We start from the raw sequence: 19,519 nt of genomic DNA on the forward strand, positions 1-19,519 counted from the left end.
TGTGCGGATACGCAGTGTTGGGATTGTAAGGCTTATAAGCTTTTTGCTTAGCTTTACACAAGCAAAGCTATATAATATACAAGCAAGCAAAATAAGTATCACAGGATAGTCTTGCCACATAATTTTTAGGACTGCTAGTGTATCATCATCTTTGAGACCAAAAATAAAAACATCAATTTTTGTATGATATGTCTTGTAATAATAAAAATTCCCAATAGCACTAAAACATACAAGGAAACTTATAAGCGCGATATAACCTAAGATAATGGTATGTCCTATATTTCTTTTAGTAGTATGAGACATATTGTGTTTGGAGCATTTTGTGTTTATAAACGATACAATTTGCACAGCATATATGAGTAGCAAAAGAGCAGCCATACCCATGCAGACTATACGAAAATCAAGTCTACTACCCATTTCATGCATAATCCATATATCTTGCATTACAGCTTGTGGGACAAAGACTACTTGCATGATTACACGCATAGCCAAAAAGCTAAGCATATAAATACACACAAGACCACAAACTACAAGAAGTGCATTACTTCCTTGCAATGTTTGGTGTGTGCTAGGTTTCATTGCACACATTCTTTGTATGTTTGCTTATCTGTAGGGTAGAGTATCCTACCACAATGTGGACATGTAATAATAGAATTTTCATCACAAAGCACTTCAGCATATGTGCGATCATTTAATCGTATAAAACAACCACCACACGCTTGTTTAAATACAGGCACTACACTTGTATTTTTTGCCCAACGACGAATCTTCTCATAAAAGGCAATGCTTTTCATATCTGATTGTGCAATGATGTTTTGTTTTTGTTTAAAGATTTCTTGTTGTTCTTGTTTGATAGATTCTATTGCACTTTTTGTAGATTGTTCTAATTCTGCAATAACAGAATCTAGTTTTATACTATCTTCTTGTAATTGTGCAATTTGTTCATGTTTTGCTTTTTGGATTGTTTGGAGTCGTTGGATTTGTTCATTGGCAAGTGTAAGATTTTCTTTTGCAATGTCTTCTTCTACACTTAATGCACGCAATTCTTTTTCATTACGCACTTCTTGTTGTTTTTTGCTAATATCTTCTAATCGTGTAGCATTATCATGAATAAGACGATCATTTTGTTGGATTTCATACTGAAGTTGTGTGCTTTCTTCTTGTAGTGTTTGTATGGTATGTAGTAGAGAATTCTTTTGTGCTATGTTAGCATCTAATTCTTTACGCACTTCTGTAATCTTTGGTTCTAAGCCATCAATTTGCTTATCAAGATTTGCGATTTGGATAAGTGATTGTAAATGTTTATTCATTGAAAGTCCTTTGTGTTAAATGTGTGCAATAGGATTTTTATAGTCTGTAATTATAGCTTGATATTGAGAGGATTTTAAGAGTGAATCAAGGATTTTAGTGAAATATTTTTCACTCTCATAATGTGGAATGTCTATGAGGCTAAGCCCAAGTGATTTGGCAATCATTGCATCATGGTATTTGAGATCGCCACTAATAAGCAGGCTATTTGGGAGGTTGAGACTTGCAATGTTGGAAATTTCGCTAAACCCACTGCCACAAATGACAAAAATATGTTCGATATATTCACTTGCTTGAGTTATGCGGAGGGTTTCTAAATGAAGCTTAGCTTTGATAGATTGAGCAAGGTCGCTAAAGCGTGTTTTTTGTATGCTACCAGAGCAGTATAAGTCGTGTTGGTTGAAATCTGAAAATCCTAGAATCTTTTGCGTAAAGTATTCATTAAGGTGGCTTTTATCAAAGTTTGTGTGCATAGCGATTAACGCACAATTTTTGGCAATAAGTTCTTGTGCAATATTGCAAGGATATGTAGCGACATTAAAATTTTTGATAGGCTTAAAAAAAAGTGGGTGGTGCGTGATGATAAGGCTATTGTTTTTCACAGATTGTGCAAGTTCAAGCGTTGCTTCAAGGGCGATGTAAATATCGCTAAATTCTTGTGAAAATGAGCCTAGATTTAGCCCAGAATTATCCCAAGATTCTTGTGTGTTAAATGGTGAGGTAAAATCGCACACATAATACAAATATGCCACGCTGTGTCTGTTGTGATTGGTGTTGTTTTGAGTTTGTGTGGTTGTATTCATATAAGTTCCTTTAGTGTTTTATTCGTGCTCTAAGTCATCAAGTATTTCTTCTTTATGCTCTGCGTTTTCTGCTTCTTGTTGGTTTTGCATAAGCCAAGAAATTTTATAGATTTTGCTTACTGCTTTGATGATCTCTTTGCCCATATTACTAGCAAATGCGATGTCATTGAGTAGTGAAGTAGCATAGTTTGCTGAAACTTTATCTTCTATGATGATTTTTTCTACCCTATTGAGTGCGCGTTTATCAAATTGCTTGAGGGCTTTTCGCTCTTGTTTTAGAATCTCAACAATCTTTTGATACTCAACAGATTCTAAAAATTTTAGCGATTCGATTTTTGCAAGAAGTTGGGCAATTTGGATTCGGATAAGGTTGTATTCTTGTGCGATATGAGGATTAGGACTTGTGGCATTTTTTTTGAGATTTTTTTCCAAAAGAATCATATTTTTGGTAGCTTCGGCGAGATTTCTTGCGCTGACATTGGCTTCATTGCTAATCTTTATAAAACTTTCTTGGTTTATATGTGTTTGGGCTTTGGTGCTAAAGTCAATGATTGCATCAAAGAGAACCTTTACTCTGTGGTGATACAAATCATTGACATTGCTTTGATCGCTATACCATTTTTTGGCTAGTAGCGTATCTTTTGGGAGATTGGCGCAAATATCTGATCGTGAAAATCCCAAAGAATGTGCAATAACACTAAAGACATTATCATAGAGGTGTTTTACTTCATTGATAAGTGCTTGGGTTGCTGTCATTGGGTAGTCGATGATATTTGGATTAAGGTAAATAGGTGCGTCCATATCCGCAGGTTTTTTGCTTTTTATAAATGTGTTGGCAAACTTTACAAACACTTGAATATAGGGCGTCATAATAAAAACCGCAAGGGCATTATAAAATGTATGAAAAACCGCAATTTTTAGGGCATAATCTTGATCGCTTATGCCACTAAGATCACTTATGAGATTCACAATGCTTTTGAAATAGGACAAAAAGATAAGCGAGATGAGTGCAATAATGAGATTAAAAATCGTATTGGTGATTGCAAGTTTTTTGCCCTCTAGATTCGAGCCAAAAGACGCAACAAGTGCTGTAACAACACCACCAACATTTGTGCCTATCACAAGTCCTAATGCATTATCGTATGTGATTGTCCCTGTGCTAAGGGCAGAGATGATGATAGTGAGTGTCGCAAAACTTGATTGCACAATAGAAGTGATAATAATCCCAGCCATAACAAAAATAAAGAGATCTTTTGGGCTACCACTTCCATATGCGCTTAGATCAAGTGCGTCTTTGTAGCCTTCAAAGCCACTTTTGATATACGCGATACCCAAGAAAAAAAAGCCAATCCCAGCAAAAATATGCCCTAAAGACTTGATATTTTTGTCCTTTTGAAAAACAAGCATAATGGCAAGAACAATAAGAGGCATAGCAATGGTTGCAATATCCATTTTCATACCAACCCCAGCAATGATCCAGCCACCTGTAGTCGTGCCTAGATTTGCCCCAAAGACAATGCCAATGGCTTGAGCAAGACTGATTAACCCAGCAGACAAAAATGAAATAGAAATGATTGTAACAAGTGTGGAGCTTTGCATAAGGATTGTTGTAACAATCCCAAAGAGTAGGGCTTTTATCTTGCTATTAGTCCATTTGGTAAGAATATTTTCTAAGATTCCACCGCTAAAGCCTTTAAAGCCATTTTCCAAAAAAATCATACCAAACAAAAACACCCCAATCCCTGCAAAAATCTCTGTCAAAGAGGGATCGAAACTCATCAAATAAATCGCGATGATACATACAATGGGTAGCCAGAGTTTTTTAAGTGTTTGCATAAATTTCCTTAGGGTTTTACACAGATTTTACGAAAGCTTTTGTATTATATTCTAAAAAACTTTAAATTCTCTAAGGTCGTTATATGCGCAAACTTTTTCATCTTTCTCACGCACCTATTGATTTTTATTTTCATCCAAGTATTCGGGATTTTGTTGTGCGTGAGATTCCATTGTATGAGGCGAGTGGTGTGGGGGAACATATCTTGGTGCTTGTGCGCAAAAAAGGACTAAGCACATTTGAAATGGTAGAGATTCTCAGTAATGTTTTGGGGATTAAGTCCGCACAGATTGGGTATGCTGGACTAAAGGACAAACACGCTACCACATATCAGTATATTTCAATTCCGCGGAGTTGTGAATCTAAGCTTCATAATCCAATACTTCAAGAGCGTGGATTAAAGGTGCTAGAGTGCAGAGCGCATACCAATAAATTGCGAGTGGGTCATCTCAAAGGCAATAGTTTTTTTATGAGGCTAAAAAAGATTACTCCCATTGAGGCGCAAAAGGCTATCAATGCACTTGAGATTCTAAAACTTAGCGGTTTTGCAAATTATTTTGGTGATCAGCGTTTTGGTAGAGATGGGGATAATTATCAGGAAGGTGAAAAAATCCTTGAAAATTTGCGTAATGTGCGCAACAAAAAAATTGCGCGTTTTTTGGTTTCGGCGTATCAAAGTCATTTGTTTAATCTGTGGCTTATAGAGCGTATGCGTCTTAATGCGATTATAGAATCTTGCACGCTTAAGGAGCTTGTGGGCAATACGCATAATTATGGTGTGCTAGATTCTGTGCTACATAACAAAGAAATGTTGCATATGCTAAAAGATCAAGCGCAGTTTTTTAAATTACTGCCCGGTGATGTGGGGTTGCATTATCCTTATGGCAAGACATTTGTTATTGATGATGTGATGCGTGAGAGTGAGCGTTTTTGTGCAAGACAAATCGCTCCAAGCGGTGCACTATATGGTAAGAAGCTTTTTGCCCCACAAGGAATGGCTTTAGAGATTGAGCAATCGTTTGTAGATTCACGACTACAAGAGACTGGAAGTAGGCGATATGCGTGGGTATGGGCGCAGGATATAAGCTATACATATAAGCCTGAAGTAGCGCAGTTTGAGCTTTATTTTACATTGCCAAAAGGGAGTTATGCCACGATTTTCTTAGAAACCCTAAAAAATGCCTAAACTCCCATATCTATGGGTAGTTTAGTGTTTTTGTTTTTTATGTGTGTCTAGGATATGCAATTCAGATTCTAAAAATTTACCCGTATAGCTTCCGCTTTTTTTGTGATTTTTTGCAATGGCTTTTGGTGTCCCACAATCCACGATTTTTCCACCTTTATCACCACCTTCTGGTCCTATGTCGATGATATAGTCTGCATTTTTGATAAGATCTAGGTTGTGTTCAATCACAATAACACTATTGCCAAGCTCCACAAAATGGTGCAAAACTTTCGTTAGTCGATCGACATCGGCAAAATGTAACCCTGTCGTTGGTTCATCAAGGATATAGAGTGTTTTACCTGTGTCTTTGCGACTAAGTTCTTTTGCAAGTTTGACGCGTTGGGCTTCCCCACCACTTAGGGTGAGTGCATTTTGTCCTAATGTGATATAGCCTAGTCCCACGGCTTTTAGAGTGGCGAGTTGGGAGGCAATTTTTGGGATTTTGGCAAAAAATTCTAACGCCTCATTAACATTCATCGCCAATACATCAGCGATATTTTTGTCTTTGTATGTGATTTCAAGCGTTTGAGGGTTATATTTTTTGCCATTACACGCATCACATTTGACCATAACATCAGGCAAAAAGTGCATTTCAATTTTGATTTCCCCTTCACCTTGGCATTTCTCACAACGCCCTCCCTTGACATTAAAGCTAAAGCGTCCCACATTATAACCGCGCAGTTTAGATTCTTTGACTTCACTAAAGAGTGTGCGGATATGATCCATAACGCCTGTGTATGTCGCGGGATTGCTTCTTGGGGTGCGTCCTATAGGCGTCTGGTCAAGGTATATGACTTTATCAAGCTGATCTAATCCTTGTATTTCCACGCCATCGCATTTGTGAATCTTTTTGGCATTATTGAGGATTTCTTGAGCCGTTGGGAGAAGCGTTTGGAGGATAAGAGAGCTTTTGCCACTGCCACTTACACCTGTTACACATACAAAATTTGCAAGCGGAATTTTGAGGCTTAAATTTTTGATATTATTAATATTTACATTTTTGATTTCAAGCCATTTTTCTTGGATTCTGTTGTGGCGATGATCAATGCAAATGTCGTTATTGAGGTAGCGAGCAGTGAGGCTTGTAGCTTTGAGCAGTGCGTTTTTATCGCCACTAAAGACAACTTCCCCACCTTGCACGCCTGCACCCGGACCTATATCCACAATAAAATCTGCATGTAAAATCGTTTCTTTATCATGTTCTACGACTATTACACTATTGCCTTTTTCTTGCAAGGATCGCAATGTCTTAATAAGGCGTAGTGTGTCGCGTTCGTGCAAACCAATACTTGGCTCATCAAGGACATACATCACACCTGTAAGCCCACTACCGATTTGACTTGCTATGCGTATGCGTTGGGATTCTCCCCCGCTTATTGTGCGTGCATCACGCCCCAAGCTTAAATATCCAAGCCCTACATCATCAAGAAAATACAAGCGTTCAAGAATTTCTTTGAGGATAGGCGCGGCGATGAGCTGTTGTTGGGCATTTAAATAGGTGAAATTTGTAGGTGTATTAAAGAATGCATAACTTTGCTCTATAGGCAAATCAATAATATCACCTATCCCTAATCCCGCAACCTTTACATGCAAAGATGGAGCGTTTAGACGATGTCCTTTGCATGCTGGACACACTTTTTCAGTCGTATAATCCGCAAGTTCTCGTTCATCTTTAAACATATCATAGGCAATTTGGACAATGCCTTTCCATGGGCGCTCTAGCTTACTATTTTTCCATGTGAAAGTAACTGGCGTTGGGCAACCATAGAGGATATAATTTTGCGCTTGTGAATCTAGCTCCTCAAAGCTTTGATTAGGGTCAATCTTTTGTGCTTGACAAAATCCATGAAAAAGCTCGGCATAGTAGCTACGATTGTAACCAAAGATTGCTTTTATACCACCTTTTTTGAGTGGCTGGGATTTATCAAGGATTTTTTTTAGATCAATGGTATATTTTACGCCTAATCCTAAGCATTCTGGACAAGCACCCTTAGGAGAGTTAAAGCTAAAGCTTAGGGGTTCGAGTTCTTCAAAGCTTACCTTGCATTTAAAGCACGCAAAATGTTCGCTGTAGTGAATATGGTGGATTTTTTCATCAATGAGCTGTTCTATTTCAACTTCACCATAGGATTCTTTAAGCGCTCTTTCTAGGGCTTGTGCGATACGCGTGTGATTTTTTTCTTCTAATCTTGCACGATCGATGACAACTTTTATAGTATGTTTTTTGTGTTTGGCAAGTTCAATATCTTCATCTAAACGCACCATAACACCATCAATCTGTGCGCGGACATAGCCTTTTTGTCGCAAAGTTTCTATCTTATCAGCAAAGCTTCCCTTTTTTTCCTTGATAATAGGAGCAAGGATTGTAAGCTGTGTATTTTCTGGTAACTGCAAGACTTGCGCGATAATATCAGTTTGACTCATATGCGAGATTGGCTCACCACACAAATGGCAGTGTTGTTTTCCCACACGCGCATACAAAAGGCGTAGATAATCATAAATTTCTGTGATTGTTCCAACCGTGGAGCGTGGGTTTTTTGATGTGGTTTTTTGATCGATAGCAATAGCTGGAGTTAGCCCCTCAATCTTATCAACATTTGGTTTTCCCACCTTATCAAGAAATTGTCGCGCATAACTTGAGAGAGATTCTATATAGCGTCTTTGTCCTTCTGCATAAAGTGTGTCAAAGGCGAGGGTGGATTTACCACTACCGCTCAAACCCGTGAAAACAACAAGTTGATTTTTTGGGACATCAAGATGAATATTTTTGAGATTATTTTCTCTAGCTCCTTGAATGTGGATAAAGTTTTTACTATCGTTATTCATTGATATGTCCTAAAAGAGAATTTTGGCGGCATTATAGCATTTGGATAGTAAAAAATGGGCTTTTGTGAATCTAGACTTGTTGTGTGAAGTGTGTGTGGGGTTTGGTATTAGCTTGAGAAAAGATCACAAAGGGTGGTTGTTTGCGTTGTGGTATTAGATTCTGAAGTATGTGTGTTGGTGTGTAAGATTCTCTGTGGGTGCGTGTAGATATTGCAAGCACCATTGCGTGCAAAGCCAACAAGCGTGATACCTAAAAGCTGTGCGGATTTAATCCCAAGTTCAGTTGTGGCAGATCGAGAAATAACAATCGCAATATCATGCATAGCTGCTTTGATAACCATTTCCATAGAAAGACGCCCACTTACGATAAGCACCGCCCTAGAAGTGTCGATATTTTGTAATCTTGCTTTGCCCACGACTTTATCAATCGCATTATGACGCCCAACATCTTGGCTAATGATGTCGCTTTCATCTTCTAAGACTAGCATTGCTTTGTGGACACAACCTGTAGATTCAAAAAGTTGGCTTGGTGCTTCAAATCTTGTGATGAGATTCCAAAGTCTTTTTATAGGCAATTGCACTTTGGTAGAAATAAACTTTTCGACAATCTTGCCCTCAAAATTTGCACTCACGCCCACGCAACAACCAGAAGTTAGTGTCTTTTCGTGAAAGAGGTTTTGTATATTTTGTTCGTTAATGTGTGCTTGTATATGCACACTCAAGCCATCTTGTGCAATTTCAACACTCTGTATATCATGTATAGATTCTATGACGCCTTCACTCATCAAAAAACCCACTGCATAGGCATCTTGATCTTGTGGTAGAGACATACTTGAGAGGAGTTTTTTGCCATTGAGATAAAGCGCGATTCGTTGTTCGCGTATGACGCAATCTTGTATATGTTCTTGCCTACCATCTTTATAGAGTCTTGTGATAGGTATTGTTTTGGTAAATTCTTGCACTCTATCTCCCTAAAAAATCAAAAGAATATTTGTAAGAATGAGGTAGTGAGTATGCTAGATTTTCTCTAGCATACTGCATTAATGTCCGGCTACACGCATAGAATCTAGCTTGCCCTTTGCTTTGAGCTCTTCATAATAATAACTATGAAGCATAGAGAGTTCTTCTTCGCCCATTTGACCATTTGTTATGGCTTCCATTGCACCTTCAATCGCAAAAGCAGCCATATAGATGTGCGTAATGAGGAGCGCTAACACCGCAAACCCAAGGACATTATGCACAATTGCCACAAGGCGTAATGTGTTTATATCGGTGCATTGAAAAAACATAACTCCACCGGTAAATGCCATCACACCACCACCAAGTGTCGCAATCCAAAACCACATTTTTTGTCCGGCATTGAATTTATGCGCAGGAATAATGCGATTTTGTTTATCGAGATAGCCACCCATAATTATAAGCCATTTGATGTCATAACTACGAGGTAGGCAGTCTTTTACCCACATCAAAAACATTAAAAACCCAAATACTATAAAAACAGGGGTGCTTAATCCATGCAAATCTCTTGCAAAGCGAATAAGCGTGCCACCACCGAGTTTATCACCAAAAATCATCATAAGTCCAGTGATACAAATAAGCACAAATGGCACGGCAGCAAACCAATGCGCGATAATGTTATATTTGCTAAAGACTTGTAATTTTGAGTGGTGGTTGTATTTGCGCGCACCTATGATTTTGTAATGCCCAAAAAATGCCAAAGGCACAAACAAAAGAATACACAAGAAAATAATGGCAAAATATTTTTCTTGTAAGGTTGTAAATAGCTCACCTAAGCCATTCCAGCCTCTAATACCTTGGATTGGTTGCCCCATAGTAAGAGGCTCTATACTACCGCCATTTCCCTCAATCACACTTCCTGAAATCACACCCGCAGTGTGTGTGCCAAGCCCCCAGTTTTTGATAGCTTCAATCTGTGGAGTGCCATAGATATGTTTATTATAAGACATATCAAGCGCACCTTTTTGCTCCATATCATACTTTTGGGAGGCAAGAAGACTTGCCAAACCAAAAACTACGATAAGCCCTAATCGTGATATTGCTTTCATAGTGCTTCCCCTTTTTTAATCCCCATAAGCTTTTTTCCAAGTATAAGGGATTTTTGGTGCACCCTTGCCTTTGTGTAATGCTCTCTCTCTAATAATCGCGCTTACATCATCACTACCACCAGCAAGCAACGCTTTTGTAGAGCACATAGCAGCACATGCAGGAACTTTGCCTTCAGCAATTCTATTTTGTCCATAAAGTCTCATTTCTTCCTCGCTATGTGTTTCCTCAGGACCACCAGCACAAAATGTGCATTTATCCATTGATCCTCTTGATCCAAACACATCAGATTTTGGGAATTGTGGCGCTCCAAAAGGACAAGCATAGAGGCAGTAGCCACAACCTATACAGGTTTTTTTATCATGAAGCACGATACCATCAGCGCGGATATAAAAACAATCCACAGGACACACCTTTGCACATGGTGCATCAGCGCAGTGCATACAAGCAATAGAGATTGATTTTTCTGCACCCTCTATGCCTTCATTGAGTGTTACGACTTTGCGGCGATTGATGCCTACAGGCAAGTGATGTGCTTCTTTGCACGCCACATCACAGCCATGACAATCAATACAACGCTCATCATCACAATAGAATTTAATACGCGCGTGTCCGGGAATATTTAGCCCTGTTGTTACTATAGATTCACTCATGATCTACCTCCTATGCTTTCTCTATGCGGCATAAACCACATTTTGTTTCCGGACAAGCCGTATTATAGTCATATCCATAGCTTGAAATCATATTTGCAGATTCACCTATTGCATAAGGCTTTGTGCCTTCAGGATATTTGTCTAAGCGGCTTACTCCTTGATCCATACCAGAGAAGTTTTGTGGCACCCATACGCTATTGACATCGACACGATAAGAAAGCTTTGCTTTAATGAGTGCACGTGTATCCATAGTGCCATATACCCATACCATATCGCCATCTTTGATACCAAGCTCAAAGGCTTTATCAGGGTGAATCTCTACAAACATTTCATTATAGACTTCAGCCAAATATTTCGCACTTCTTGTCTCTGTCCCTGTTCCCATATGTGAAACTACACGCCCACTAAGCATATTGATAGGGAATTCTTTTGTCCAATCTTTTTCTATCTGTCGTGAGCGATATTTGATATTGGCACGGAAATGGTTTGGCTTATCTGGGAATTGCGGATATTTGTTAATCAAATCCGGTCTAATAGAATGCACAGGTTCTCTATGCAATGGAATCTGATCATACCAATTCCATACTTTTGCGCGCGCCTTACCATTACCATAAGGACACAATCCTGCTTCAAGCGCTTTTTCTACCAAGATATTATTACCAAATCCAGTAGAATATGTTGTGCCTTCAACAAGTTTTTTCTCTTCTTCTGTAAGTTTGATGCCTAGAGATTCTGCATTAGCAGCGCTCACAGGACCATGACCACCTACACTTGCATTTGGCATTTTGCGCTGTGAAAACATACTTTTTCCATCAGGTGAAGTATCGCCCCAATTAACCCTAAAGCCCATACCACCTTCCATAACAGGAATAGTATCGTTATAAAAGACTGGTGTTCCAGGGTGTTTATCACTCCAACAAGGCCAAGGCAAACCATAATATTCACCTTTAAATGGACCTTTACCAGCGAGCGTTACTTTATCAAACATATGCCAATTTTCTTGATGAGCCTTAAGGCGTTTAGGACTCATGCCTTGCAATCCAATGCTTCGGATACTTTGTGTAAGCTCTGTTGTTGCATCATCTGGCCAAATAAATTCTGTTCTGCCATCTGCTTTGGCAATTTCATAGAGGCTTCTTTGATATTCTTCTAAGAATCCAAAACGCTTAGCAAAATCAAATAAAATTTCTTGATCTTCTCTACATTCAAAAAGCGGCTCCATTACTTTAGATCGCCATTGATAACTGCGGTTTGTTGCAGCCACCGTGCCTGAAGTTTCCATTTGAGAAGCGGCAGGAAGCAAGAATACATTATCTGTCTTATCGCTATAAATAGCCAAGTCATTGACATAAGGATCGATGAAGACAACAAGCTCAAGTTTATCCATTGCTTTTTTTTGCAAATCAAGCAATGAAACAGAAGTCATTCCTGTGCCTATGACTACCAATGCGCGTAGCATAGTATCGCCATTATTGACTGCGTTTTCTTCCTCAAGAACACCAAACTTCCAAGTAGAATGTGCAAAACCAGTAGCTTCCATCATTTTTTTATCTTTGAAACGAGAGAGCAACCAATCATATTCTACTCTCCAGTGTTTTGCAAAATGCTTCCATGAAGATTCTGTAAGTGGGTAGTAACCTGGCAATACATCAGGGTTAGCAGCCATATCTGATGAACCTTGAACATTGTCGTGTCCACGCAAGATATTAACACCACCACCATTTTTACCCATATTACCTAAAAACATTTGCAAGATAGGCATAATCCTTGTGTTGCTTGTCCCTACGGTATGTTGTGTAAGCCCTTGATTCCATATGAGACTTGCAGGTTTTGCTTTAGCCATATCTTCGGCAATGTGGCGGATTGTATCAGCCGGAATACCTGTAATATTACTTGCCTCTTCTGGTGTCATTTTCATCGCTTCTTGCATAACATCTTCATACCCATATACACGCTCTTCTAGGAACTTTTTGTCATAAAGGTTGTTTTTGATGATATGATGTAGCATACCATACACAAGCGCAATGTCTGTCCCACTTCGGATTCTATGGTATTCATCAGCCTTAGCAGCAGTTTTACTAAAGTGCGGATCTACCACTACAATTTTTGCACCAGATTCTTTGGCACGCAAAATATGCACCATTGATACAGGGTGATTCACCGCAGGGTTAGCACCGATGATGAAAATATATTTTGAGAAAGTCATATCTGCAATGTGATTTGACATTCCACCAAAACCAAATGTATTCGCCACACCGGCGACTGTTGGTGAGTGTCAAACGCGATTGCAGTGATCTATGTTATTTGTCCCAAAAAATGCCGAAAGTTTGCGCAAATAGTATGCTTGCTCATTTGAAAGTTTAGCACTTCCTATCCACATTACCGCATCAGGACCACTTTGTTCTCTAATTTGGCTAAGCTTATCACATATTTTGCTCATCGCACTATCCCAATTGGTGCGTTGCCATTCTCCATTGACTTTTTCAATTGGATAGCGCAATCGTGTTTCGCTTCTTGCTCTATCAATCAAATCCGCACCCTTGCAGCAATGTCCTCCAAGAGAGATTGGGTGATCTTGTGCTACTTCTTGTCGCACCCATACGCCGTCTTTGACTTCAGCAATAATGCCACAACCAACAGAGCAGTGTGTGCATATTGTTTTTATCCGTTTTGCATCAGGATATTGTTCTTTTAATTCCGCTTCACTTGCTTGGCGTAACACGCGTTGGCTATCATTCCCAAAAGCACTTCCTACACCCGCTACCGATGCGAGAGCTGAAAGCTTGAGGAAAGATCTACGCGCATTGCGTCTTAGATTTGCCTCGCTCATCATTTCTCCTTTTTAGTATTCATTGTTATCGAGCAACAGAAAAATATTCCTGCCAATATTTCGTATCACTACGATATAACACCTCTTGTTTCTTGCTCTTGCCCTTTATGACTTCTTTTTGTTCGTGTTCTCCAGAACACCCGCCTAAGGCGACAGAGCCTACTGCTACAATAGCACTTCCCAATGCCGCATTTTTCACAAACGACCTACGAGAATTGCCAATATCATCTTTTTGTGCATTAGACATATTTGCCTCCTTTAAGAATTTTGGGATACCCCCACACAAGGCTTACAGGAAGTCCTGTGTGCGAATATCTTAGGAGATAATATGTTGCTCAAGTGTTAAAAAACTCTCAAGTAACAATCCCACAAGATGATAGCATACTAAATCTTCTCTTGATCCAAGCGCTTTAGCGATAGGAAAACCCATAGGAGCTATGGCTTGGGTAAAAATCTCTTTGACAAGTGTATCTCTTTGCGCATTGTAGCGTTCATTTGTAGTATGCGTGTGTGAATCTTGTGAATCAGTAAGCATATGGCGCACAAGAAGAAGCAAAAAACCAAAATGCTCCTCTGTTTCTTTAAATTCTTGTGCATTCAAGCGAAAATGTGTTTTTTTGACAAGTGCTTTGGCTTTGAGGAGACTTTCACCATTGAGACAACCCTCTAAATAATGCGAGAGATATAAAAAAATCTGTGGATTTGGAATCTTGGGTCTTTTGGATTTTTTGCCATGTTTTGTCGATGATGTGTCTGCTTGAGGAAGAAAATGTGTGCTAAAAGGAAGATTAAAAGTTTGTGTGTATTCTCGCAAAAGTTCATTAGAATCTGCCTTGAGTAGATATGCTTTAAGCATAGCAAAAGATTCACTATCAGATTCAGTAATTGGTGAAGTGGCTAAAATATCAATTTGTTGCAAAAATAAATTTTTTCGCTCACCCACAAGTTCATATAAAAAAAATCCTGCAAAAAAATCATAATATAATGCGCGTGCTAGTGTGCTTGAATCTTGCATATAGCCTCCTTATATATGATCTTTTGGACCAAAGATAATTTTTATTTTACAATCGCTACAGCATTCTAATCCCCGTGCTTTTATAGGATCGCTGCCTATGGTAGGAAGTAAAATATTTTTTATTTTATTAATGGCTTTTGTGGTAGCAAAAATCTTGCCACATTCTACGCACTTAAAAGGTTCATCAAAGGCTTTTTGGACATATTCAAAGCTAGAAGATTTTGCATCTAGGATTTTAGGTTCTAGGGTGATGACTTTTTCTGCGCATGTATCTACGCAATATCCACAACCCGTGCAAAGCGATTGCTTAAATAATAAGCTAAAGCTTGAGCCTTCATTGACAAGTGCTTTGGTATTGCAAGAATCCACGCAACTAAGGCATAATGTGCATTTTTGTGGGTCTATTATGATATTGGCACTATGTTGCATACTCACGCGCCCAAAATCTCCATTTCTCACCCATGCAAAAGCCCTTTGTGAGAATATTTCTTTGAGATTTTCATCGGCACGAGGTGTGTATGTATAATATACAGAATCTAAGACTTGTGCTTGTTGCAAGGCTTGGTGTAGCTCTTGTTTTGTATGTGCGAGCAACACACATTTCACACCAAATATTGCTTCACATAAGGCATTGAGTGTATTTACGCCCTCTGTAACATACTGCGATGGTTCAGCATAAACAATCACCATTGCCCCGCTTTCTTGGACAACAGAGAGAAGATATGTAGCATTAAGGATATGAGATTGCCCTAACACAAAAGGCAATGCTTTTTGGTTTGGCACCTGTGTAAGGGCATCTATAATATCTTGGCTTTGCGTGTGAGTGTGCAAGATTGGTATAGCGCCTTTATACATTTTGGCTTGATATGTAAGGGATTCTAAACTCTCACTTTCACGCTGCAAAGCTCCCGTAGGACACACGCTCACGCAATCCCCACACGCTATACAATCCACGCTACTAAGCGCAATTTCGCTTTTTTTGTCATCTTTAAAAACTCCAAAACTCTGGCACACATCACTACATGCGTGGCAATATCCACTACCATCGCTTTTTGGGCGACGATGCCAAAAATCGCATAATGTTGAAGTAAAGGCAATAGGGGTGGTGTATGTGTATGTGCCTATAAAGCTTTGTAAAGATTGTAGCAATTCTTGGGGGCTGTGGTATTCATTGACCCAATGCACACCTTTAGAGTGCTGAATATGAGGGAAGTTTGTAAACAATACGACTTGCGCGATTTGTAGGGTTAGGGTTTGTGAATCTTGTGTATAAAGGAGTGTAAAATGTCCCAAGTTCCCATTAAGATTCACAAAACTTTCTGGCAATACCGAAAAAATTTCACAATTTTGGAGATTCTGGCAAGAGCGTGAGAGAGAATCCAAAAACTCCTCTACAATTTCTCCGCTTCCTACCACGGCAATTTTTGGTTCCAAAAACATAGTTTTGGTGCTTTGGATTGGTGTAAAATCTAGGCGTATCTCGCCCACTTCGTGTAAAATTTCTGATTGTGCTTGAGAAAAAAGTTGTGTATCAAGAAAATTTGTATAAATGTTTTGGGTCGTAATATCTAGTGCTGAATGAGACATCTATAAACCTTATAGTAATGTTGTCTTGTTATAAATTCTATTTGGGACGCATTATAGTTCTAAAACTTTGTGAAATACCAAAAAAAGTTAAAAATTTTTATCTCAATAAAAACAATATAGTAAAAAAGTAACAAAAAATTTATATTTTTAACATCCTTGCTATTTTTCTTCTAGCTCTGTAGAAAAACATATAGATCCAAGCAGTGAGAGCAGATGGCATAGTATTGTTTTTATGTGCCTTGTAATATTCTACAATTTCTCGAGCACCTGCAGTAGCTGGTGAAAGAGTCATTGCATTATATCTAATGTGACATTTTTTTATAAATAAATTTTTACGGTAGGCTTTGAGATCGAATGTAGTAGAAAATTCTTCAATTTTGCCCATGACATCAAGAATACACAATACTCTTGTACACTTGCTACACTGCCCACACAGAATCCCATTTTTTTTGCAACCAAAATTTAGATATTTTTTCATAATATGCCAATCTGATATGCGTTCTGTTTTTTGGGTGCGCGTATATTGACACCCATGGGTAATAAACTCGATATTTTCAGTTTGAAGGAGCGGCACTAGGTAGGATTCGCAAAATTTTGACAAATCATAACCTCTAGCATATTTACCACATTCTTTGATTTCTTCATATTCATAACTATTTGGGTAATAATACTTATTTATGCCCTCTTGAAGAGCAAATACACATGAAAATGTTGCAAGATAACCCCATGACCCGGAATTAAAAATGTTTCGTCCATGTAATTTATCAAGCTGGAAATCTTTTATGTTTCCCATGAAAGCATGAACATTTGATTTTACTTGATGGGCTGGTAATCCTAATTCATCGGCTGCTGGCCTATTATAAATATATTCTTGATTGTAAGCCTCATGAGATTTGGGATCTTGATAGTTTCCATAAGCTCCGCAATCACAAAGAAATAAAGCATTAAGCTTGTAATCTTCATCTTGTTCGTTGATATAACAATCATATATTGTGGTGAGCGAATCAATCCCACAAGAAAAACTTGTGCCTATTATCCCCCCATTCTTTATTTGATTTGTTGTATTACTAAAGCCGTCAACAAATATATTTACCTTAGAGAGTCTCTCAGAATATTCACACAAAATAGTCTGCACATATGTCATGATATTTTTATATAAGCGTTTAGAGACTTTGCCGCGAATATACAGATCTTGTTTGTAGGACATGGCGATATATAGTGGCACTAACAAGAATGCATCATAGCTTTCAGAGAGCATATGTTTATTTTTAGAAGGTGTTGAAAACCATATACCTTCACCATTATACAGATCATCCATTCCTTCAAAATTAACATCAACAGCGACGCGTGACCATCCATCACTGGTATCTTCTATTCTTAGATTCTTGATTTCTATCATTGATAATCTCCCTTTTAAATATTTTTTGTATTTAAATTTTCATGAATTATAGCCAAACTTCAAATATAAATACAATATTATGCAATGCCATTTTGGTGGAGCTTTATAAATTCTTTGGCAATGCGTGGATTTTTGCTACCTCGTTGCGTGGCGTAGTTGAGTGCTTTTTGGCGTAGCGTAGAATCTAGCTCATGAATCTTTAGATAATGTGCGATAAGCTGTAGGTATTGTTGGCTTCCTAATGTATAAAATCCTAGTGAAATGCCAAACCGATCACTAAGGGAGATGATTTCATCTTGCATATCGTTTATGTGCATTGTATCTTGCGCGTATTCTTCTAAGAGGAGGTGGCGCATATTGGAAGTGGCGTAAAATACAATATTGTTCGCTTGTGTTTCAAATCCCCCATCTAAGATACTTTTTAGCGCTTTGTAGCTTTCATCACTGCGTCCAAAGGAGAGATCATCGCACATAATGACAAATTTATAAGGCTCTGTGCGTAAATAATCCACCAAATGTGGCAAAATTGCTAGTGAAGTTTTGGGTATTTCTACGACACGCAAAAGTGTATCTTGTTGGTGCAAAAACTCACACAAAACCGCGCGCATACTTGAGCTTTTGCCACAGCCTCTAGCACCCCACAACAAGACATTACTTGCATATGTGTTGTGCAAAAATTGTTTTGTGTTCTCATACACTGCTTGGATAATCTCATCAATTCCCACAAAATATGATAATTGTATGTGTTCTAGCTCTTTAATTGGGCGTAAGATTCCGCCATAGCCTTCAAATTCTCCGCGATAGATACACGCTTTTGTTGTGCTAAAGTCTATGCTAAATTGCTTCATTAAATACCTTTAAAATTTTTAGCTTTATTCTAGCAAAGAATCTATTGTTTGTTTGTAAGATTTAGATTTTGTATGTGTGTGTTTTGGTTTGAAACAAGACATATAAAAACCTAGCAAGAAACTTGACAAGAAAACTTTGTTTGCTATAGAATGTGCGGGTTTAAAGCTTATATCTCTAAGGAGTTTTTCATGAAGGTTATGCAGTCTATTAGTGAGGGCATAGGCAATACCCCTCTTTTGTTTATCAAATCGCTTTCCAAAGAAAGTGGGGCTAATATTTATGGTAAGTGTGAGTTTTTTAACCCAAGTGGATCGGTTAAAGATCGGATTGCGCTTAATATGATTGAAAGTGCGATACGCGAGGGCAAGATCAATGAAAACACAATTCTAATCGAGCCAACAAGCGGGAACACAGGTATAGGTTTAGCCTCTGTGTGTGCAGCTAAGGGTATTAAGCTTATTCTTACAATGCCAGAATCTATGAGTATTGAGCGACGCAAGTTGCTTAGCGCATTTGGTGCAAAATTAGAGCTTACTCCAGCACCACAAGGTATGAAAGGCGCTGTGTCTCGTGCTTTGGAATTGCAAAAAGAGATTCCAAACTCTCTTGTATTACAGCAATTCCAAAATCAAGCAAATCCTGAAGTGCATCGTAAAACTACCGCGCTAGAGATTTTGGAGGCAATGGATGGTAAGATTGATGTATTTGTGAGTGCAGTTGGGACAGGTGGGACTTTAAGCGGTGTAGGATCTGTCTTAAAGCAAAAAAATCCCAATGTAAAGATTATTGCCGTTGAGCCAATAAATTCACCTGTTATTAGCGGTGGCGCCCCTGGACCTCACAAGATTCAAGGTATTGGAGCAGGGTTTATTCCTGAAACTTTGGATACAAGTTTGATTGATGAGGTTTTGCAAGTTGATGCAGAGTGGGCGGCACAAGAAGCAAGAAAAATTGCAAAAAATGAAGGTGTGTTGGTAGGGATTTCAAGTGGTGCAAATCTATGGGGCGCAAAAGAAATTGCTAAAAAATATCCTAATGCCAATATCGTAACGATTTTATGCGATACAGGTGAAAGATACCTTAGCACGGATTTATTTGAAGTATAATGCAGATTCTAAGATAGAGC

Annotated in this window: 15 protein-coding genes and 1 pseudogene; 2 read left to right on the forward strand and 14 right to left on the reverse strand. The window is 38.5% G+C overall.

Annotated elements, in window-relative coordinates; all coding sequences use genetic code 11:
* The 4 genes and pseudogenes from B9T66_RS04935 to B9T66_RS04950 all read right to left on the reverse strand — a co-directional run.
* Nucleotides 1-579 (reverse strand): annotated as a pseudogene (locus B9T66_RS04935) (hypothetical protein); the annotation flags it as partial.
* A complete protein-coding gene (locus B9T66_RS04940; RefSeq protein WP_095627882.1) occupies nucleotides 576-1,310 on the reverse strand; it encodes a zinc ribbon domain-containing protein in 735 nt (244 codons plus the stop codon). The gene B9T66_RS04940 and the pseudogene B9T66_RS04935, both read right to left, overlap by 4 nt.
* Nucleotides 1,311-1,325: 15 nt before the next feature.
* Nucleotides 1,326-2,111 (reverse strand): Nif3-like dinuclear metal center hexameric protein, encoded by a 786-nt coding sequence (locus tag B9T66_RS04945; protein WP_095627883.1) that lies wholly within the window; start codon nucleotides 2,109-2,111, stop codon nucleotides 1,326-1,328.
* Nucleotides 2,112-2,129: 18 nt separating this feature from the next.
* Nucleotides 2,130-3,947, reverse strand: a complete 1,818-nt coding sequence (locus B9T66_RS04950) for a Na/Pi cotransporter family protein (protein WP_095627884.1) — start codon at nucleotides 3,945-3,947, stop codon at nucleotides 2,130-2,132.
* Between the two features lie 83 nt (nucleotides 3,948-4,030).
* On the opposite strand from B9T66_RS04950, the gene truD reads away from it, so the two are divergent.
* Nucleotides 4,031-5,131 (forward strand): tRNA pseudouridine(13) synthase TruD, encoded by a 1,101-nt coding sequence (gene truD / locus B9T66_RS04955; RefSeq protein WP_095627885.1) that lies wholly within the window; start codon nucleotides 4,031-4,033, stop codon nucleotides 5,129-5,131.
* Nucleotides 5,132-5,152: 21 nt separating this feature from the next.
* Here the strand turns inward: truD and uvrA are convergent, their stop codons facing one another.
* The 10 genes from uvrA to B9T66_RS05005 form a co-directional block, all read right to left on the reverse strand.
* The gene (gene uvrA, locus B9T66_RS04960) at nucleotides 5,153-7,996 is read right to left on the reverse strand and encodes an excinuclease ABC subunit UvrA (RefSeq protein ID WP_095627886.1); all 2,844 of its coding nucleotides are present in this window, start codon (nucleotides 7,994-7,996) and stop codon (nucleotides 5,153-5,155) included.
* A 107-nt stretch (nucleotides 7,997-8,103) separates the two neighbouring features.
* On the reverse strand, nucleotides 8,104-8,958 hold the full coding sequence (fdhD, locus tag B9T66_RS04965) for a formate dehydrogenase accessory sulfurtransferase FdhD (protein WP_095627887.1): 855 nt from the start codon (nucleotides 8,956-8,958) through the stop codon (nucleotides 8,104-8,106).
* A gap of 78 nt (nucleotides 8,959-9,036) precedes the next feature.
* Nucleotides 9,037-9,987, reverse strand: a complete 951-nt coding sequence (locus B9T66_RS04970; protein ID WP_257874616.1) for a formate dehydrogenase subunit gamma — start codon at nucleotides 9,985-9,987, stop codon at nucleotides 9,037-9,039.
* Nucleotides 9,988-10,077: 90 nt separating this feature from the next.
* Complete coding sequence (fdh3B, locus tag B9T66_RS04975) at nucleotides 10,078-10,713, reverse strand: formate dehydrogenase FDH3 subunit beta (protein WP_095627889.1); 636 nt, start codon at nucleotides 10,711-10,713, stop codon at nucleotides 10,078-10,080.
* Between the two features lie 10 nt (nucleotides 10,714-10,723).
* Nucleotides 10,724-13,543: a molybdopterin-dependent oxidoreductase gene (locus tag B9T66_RS04980; protein WP_095627890.1), complete on the reverse strand. Its 2,820-nt coding sequence runs from the start codon at nucleotides 13,541-13,543 to the stop codon at nucleotides 10,724-10,726.
* A gap of 25 nt (nucleotides 13,544-13,568) precedes the next feature.
* Nucleotides 13,569-13,790: a twin-arginine translocation signal domain-containing protein gene (locus B9T66_RS04985; RefSeq protein WP_095627891.1), complete on the reverse strand. Its 222-nt coding sequence runs from the start codon at nucleotides 13,788-13,790 to the stop codon at nucleotides 13,569-13,571.
* Between the two features lie 69 nt (nucleotides 13,791-13,859).
* Nucleotides 13,860-14,558 (reverse strand): molecular chaperone TorD family protein, encoded by a 699-nt coding sequence (locus B9T66_RS04990; RefSeq protein WP_095627892.1) that lies wholly within the window; start codon nucleotides 14,556-14,558, stop codon nucleotides 13,860-13,862.
* Between the two features lie 9 nt (nucleotides 14,559-14,567).
* A complete protein-coding gene (locus B9T66_RS04995) occupies nucleotides 14,568-16,145 on the reverse strand; it encodes a 4Fe-4S binding protein (protein WP_095627893.1) in 1,578 nt (525 codons plus the stop codon).
* 139 nt (nucleotides 16,146-16,284) lie between these two features.
* Nucleotides 16,285-17,544 carry a hypothetical protein gene (locus B9T66_RS05000; protein WP_095627894.1) on the reverse strand — a complete coding sequence of 420 codons (1,260 nt, stop codon included), beginning with the start codon at nucleotides 17,542-17,544 and terminating at the stop codon, nucleotides 16,285-16,287.
* A 77-nt stretch (nucleotides 17,545-17,621) separates the two neighbouring features.
* Nucleotides 17,622-18,392, reverse strand: a complete 771-nt coding sequence (locus B9T66_RS05005) for a DUF815 domain-containing protein (protein WP_095627895.1) — start codon at nucleotides 18,390-18,392, stop codon at nucleotides 17,622-17,624.
* 189 nt (nucleotides 18,393-18,581) lie between these two features.
* Between B9T66_RS05005 and cysK the strand changes: the two genes are divergently transcribed.
* Entirely contained in the window at nucleotides 18,582-19,499 is a 918-nt protein-coding gene (gene cysK, locus B9T66_RS05010; RefSeq protein WP_095627896.1) for a cysteine synthase A, read from the forward strand.
* Nucleotides 19,500-19,519 lie beyond the last annotated feature (20 nt).

This window comes from Helicobacter sp. TUL (assembly GCF_002287135.1).
Lineage (GTDB): Bacteria > Campylobacterota > Campylobacteria > Campylobacterales > Helicobacteraceae > Helicobacter_F.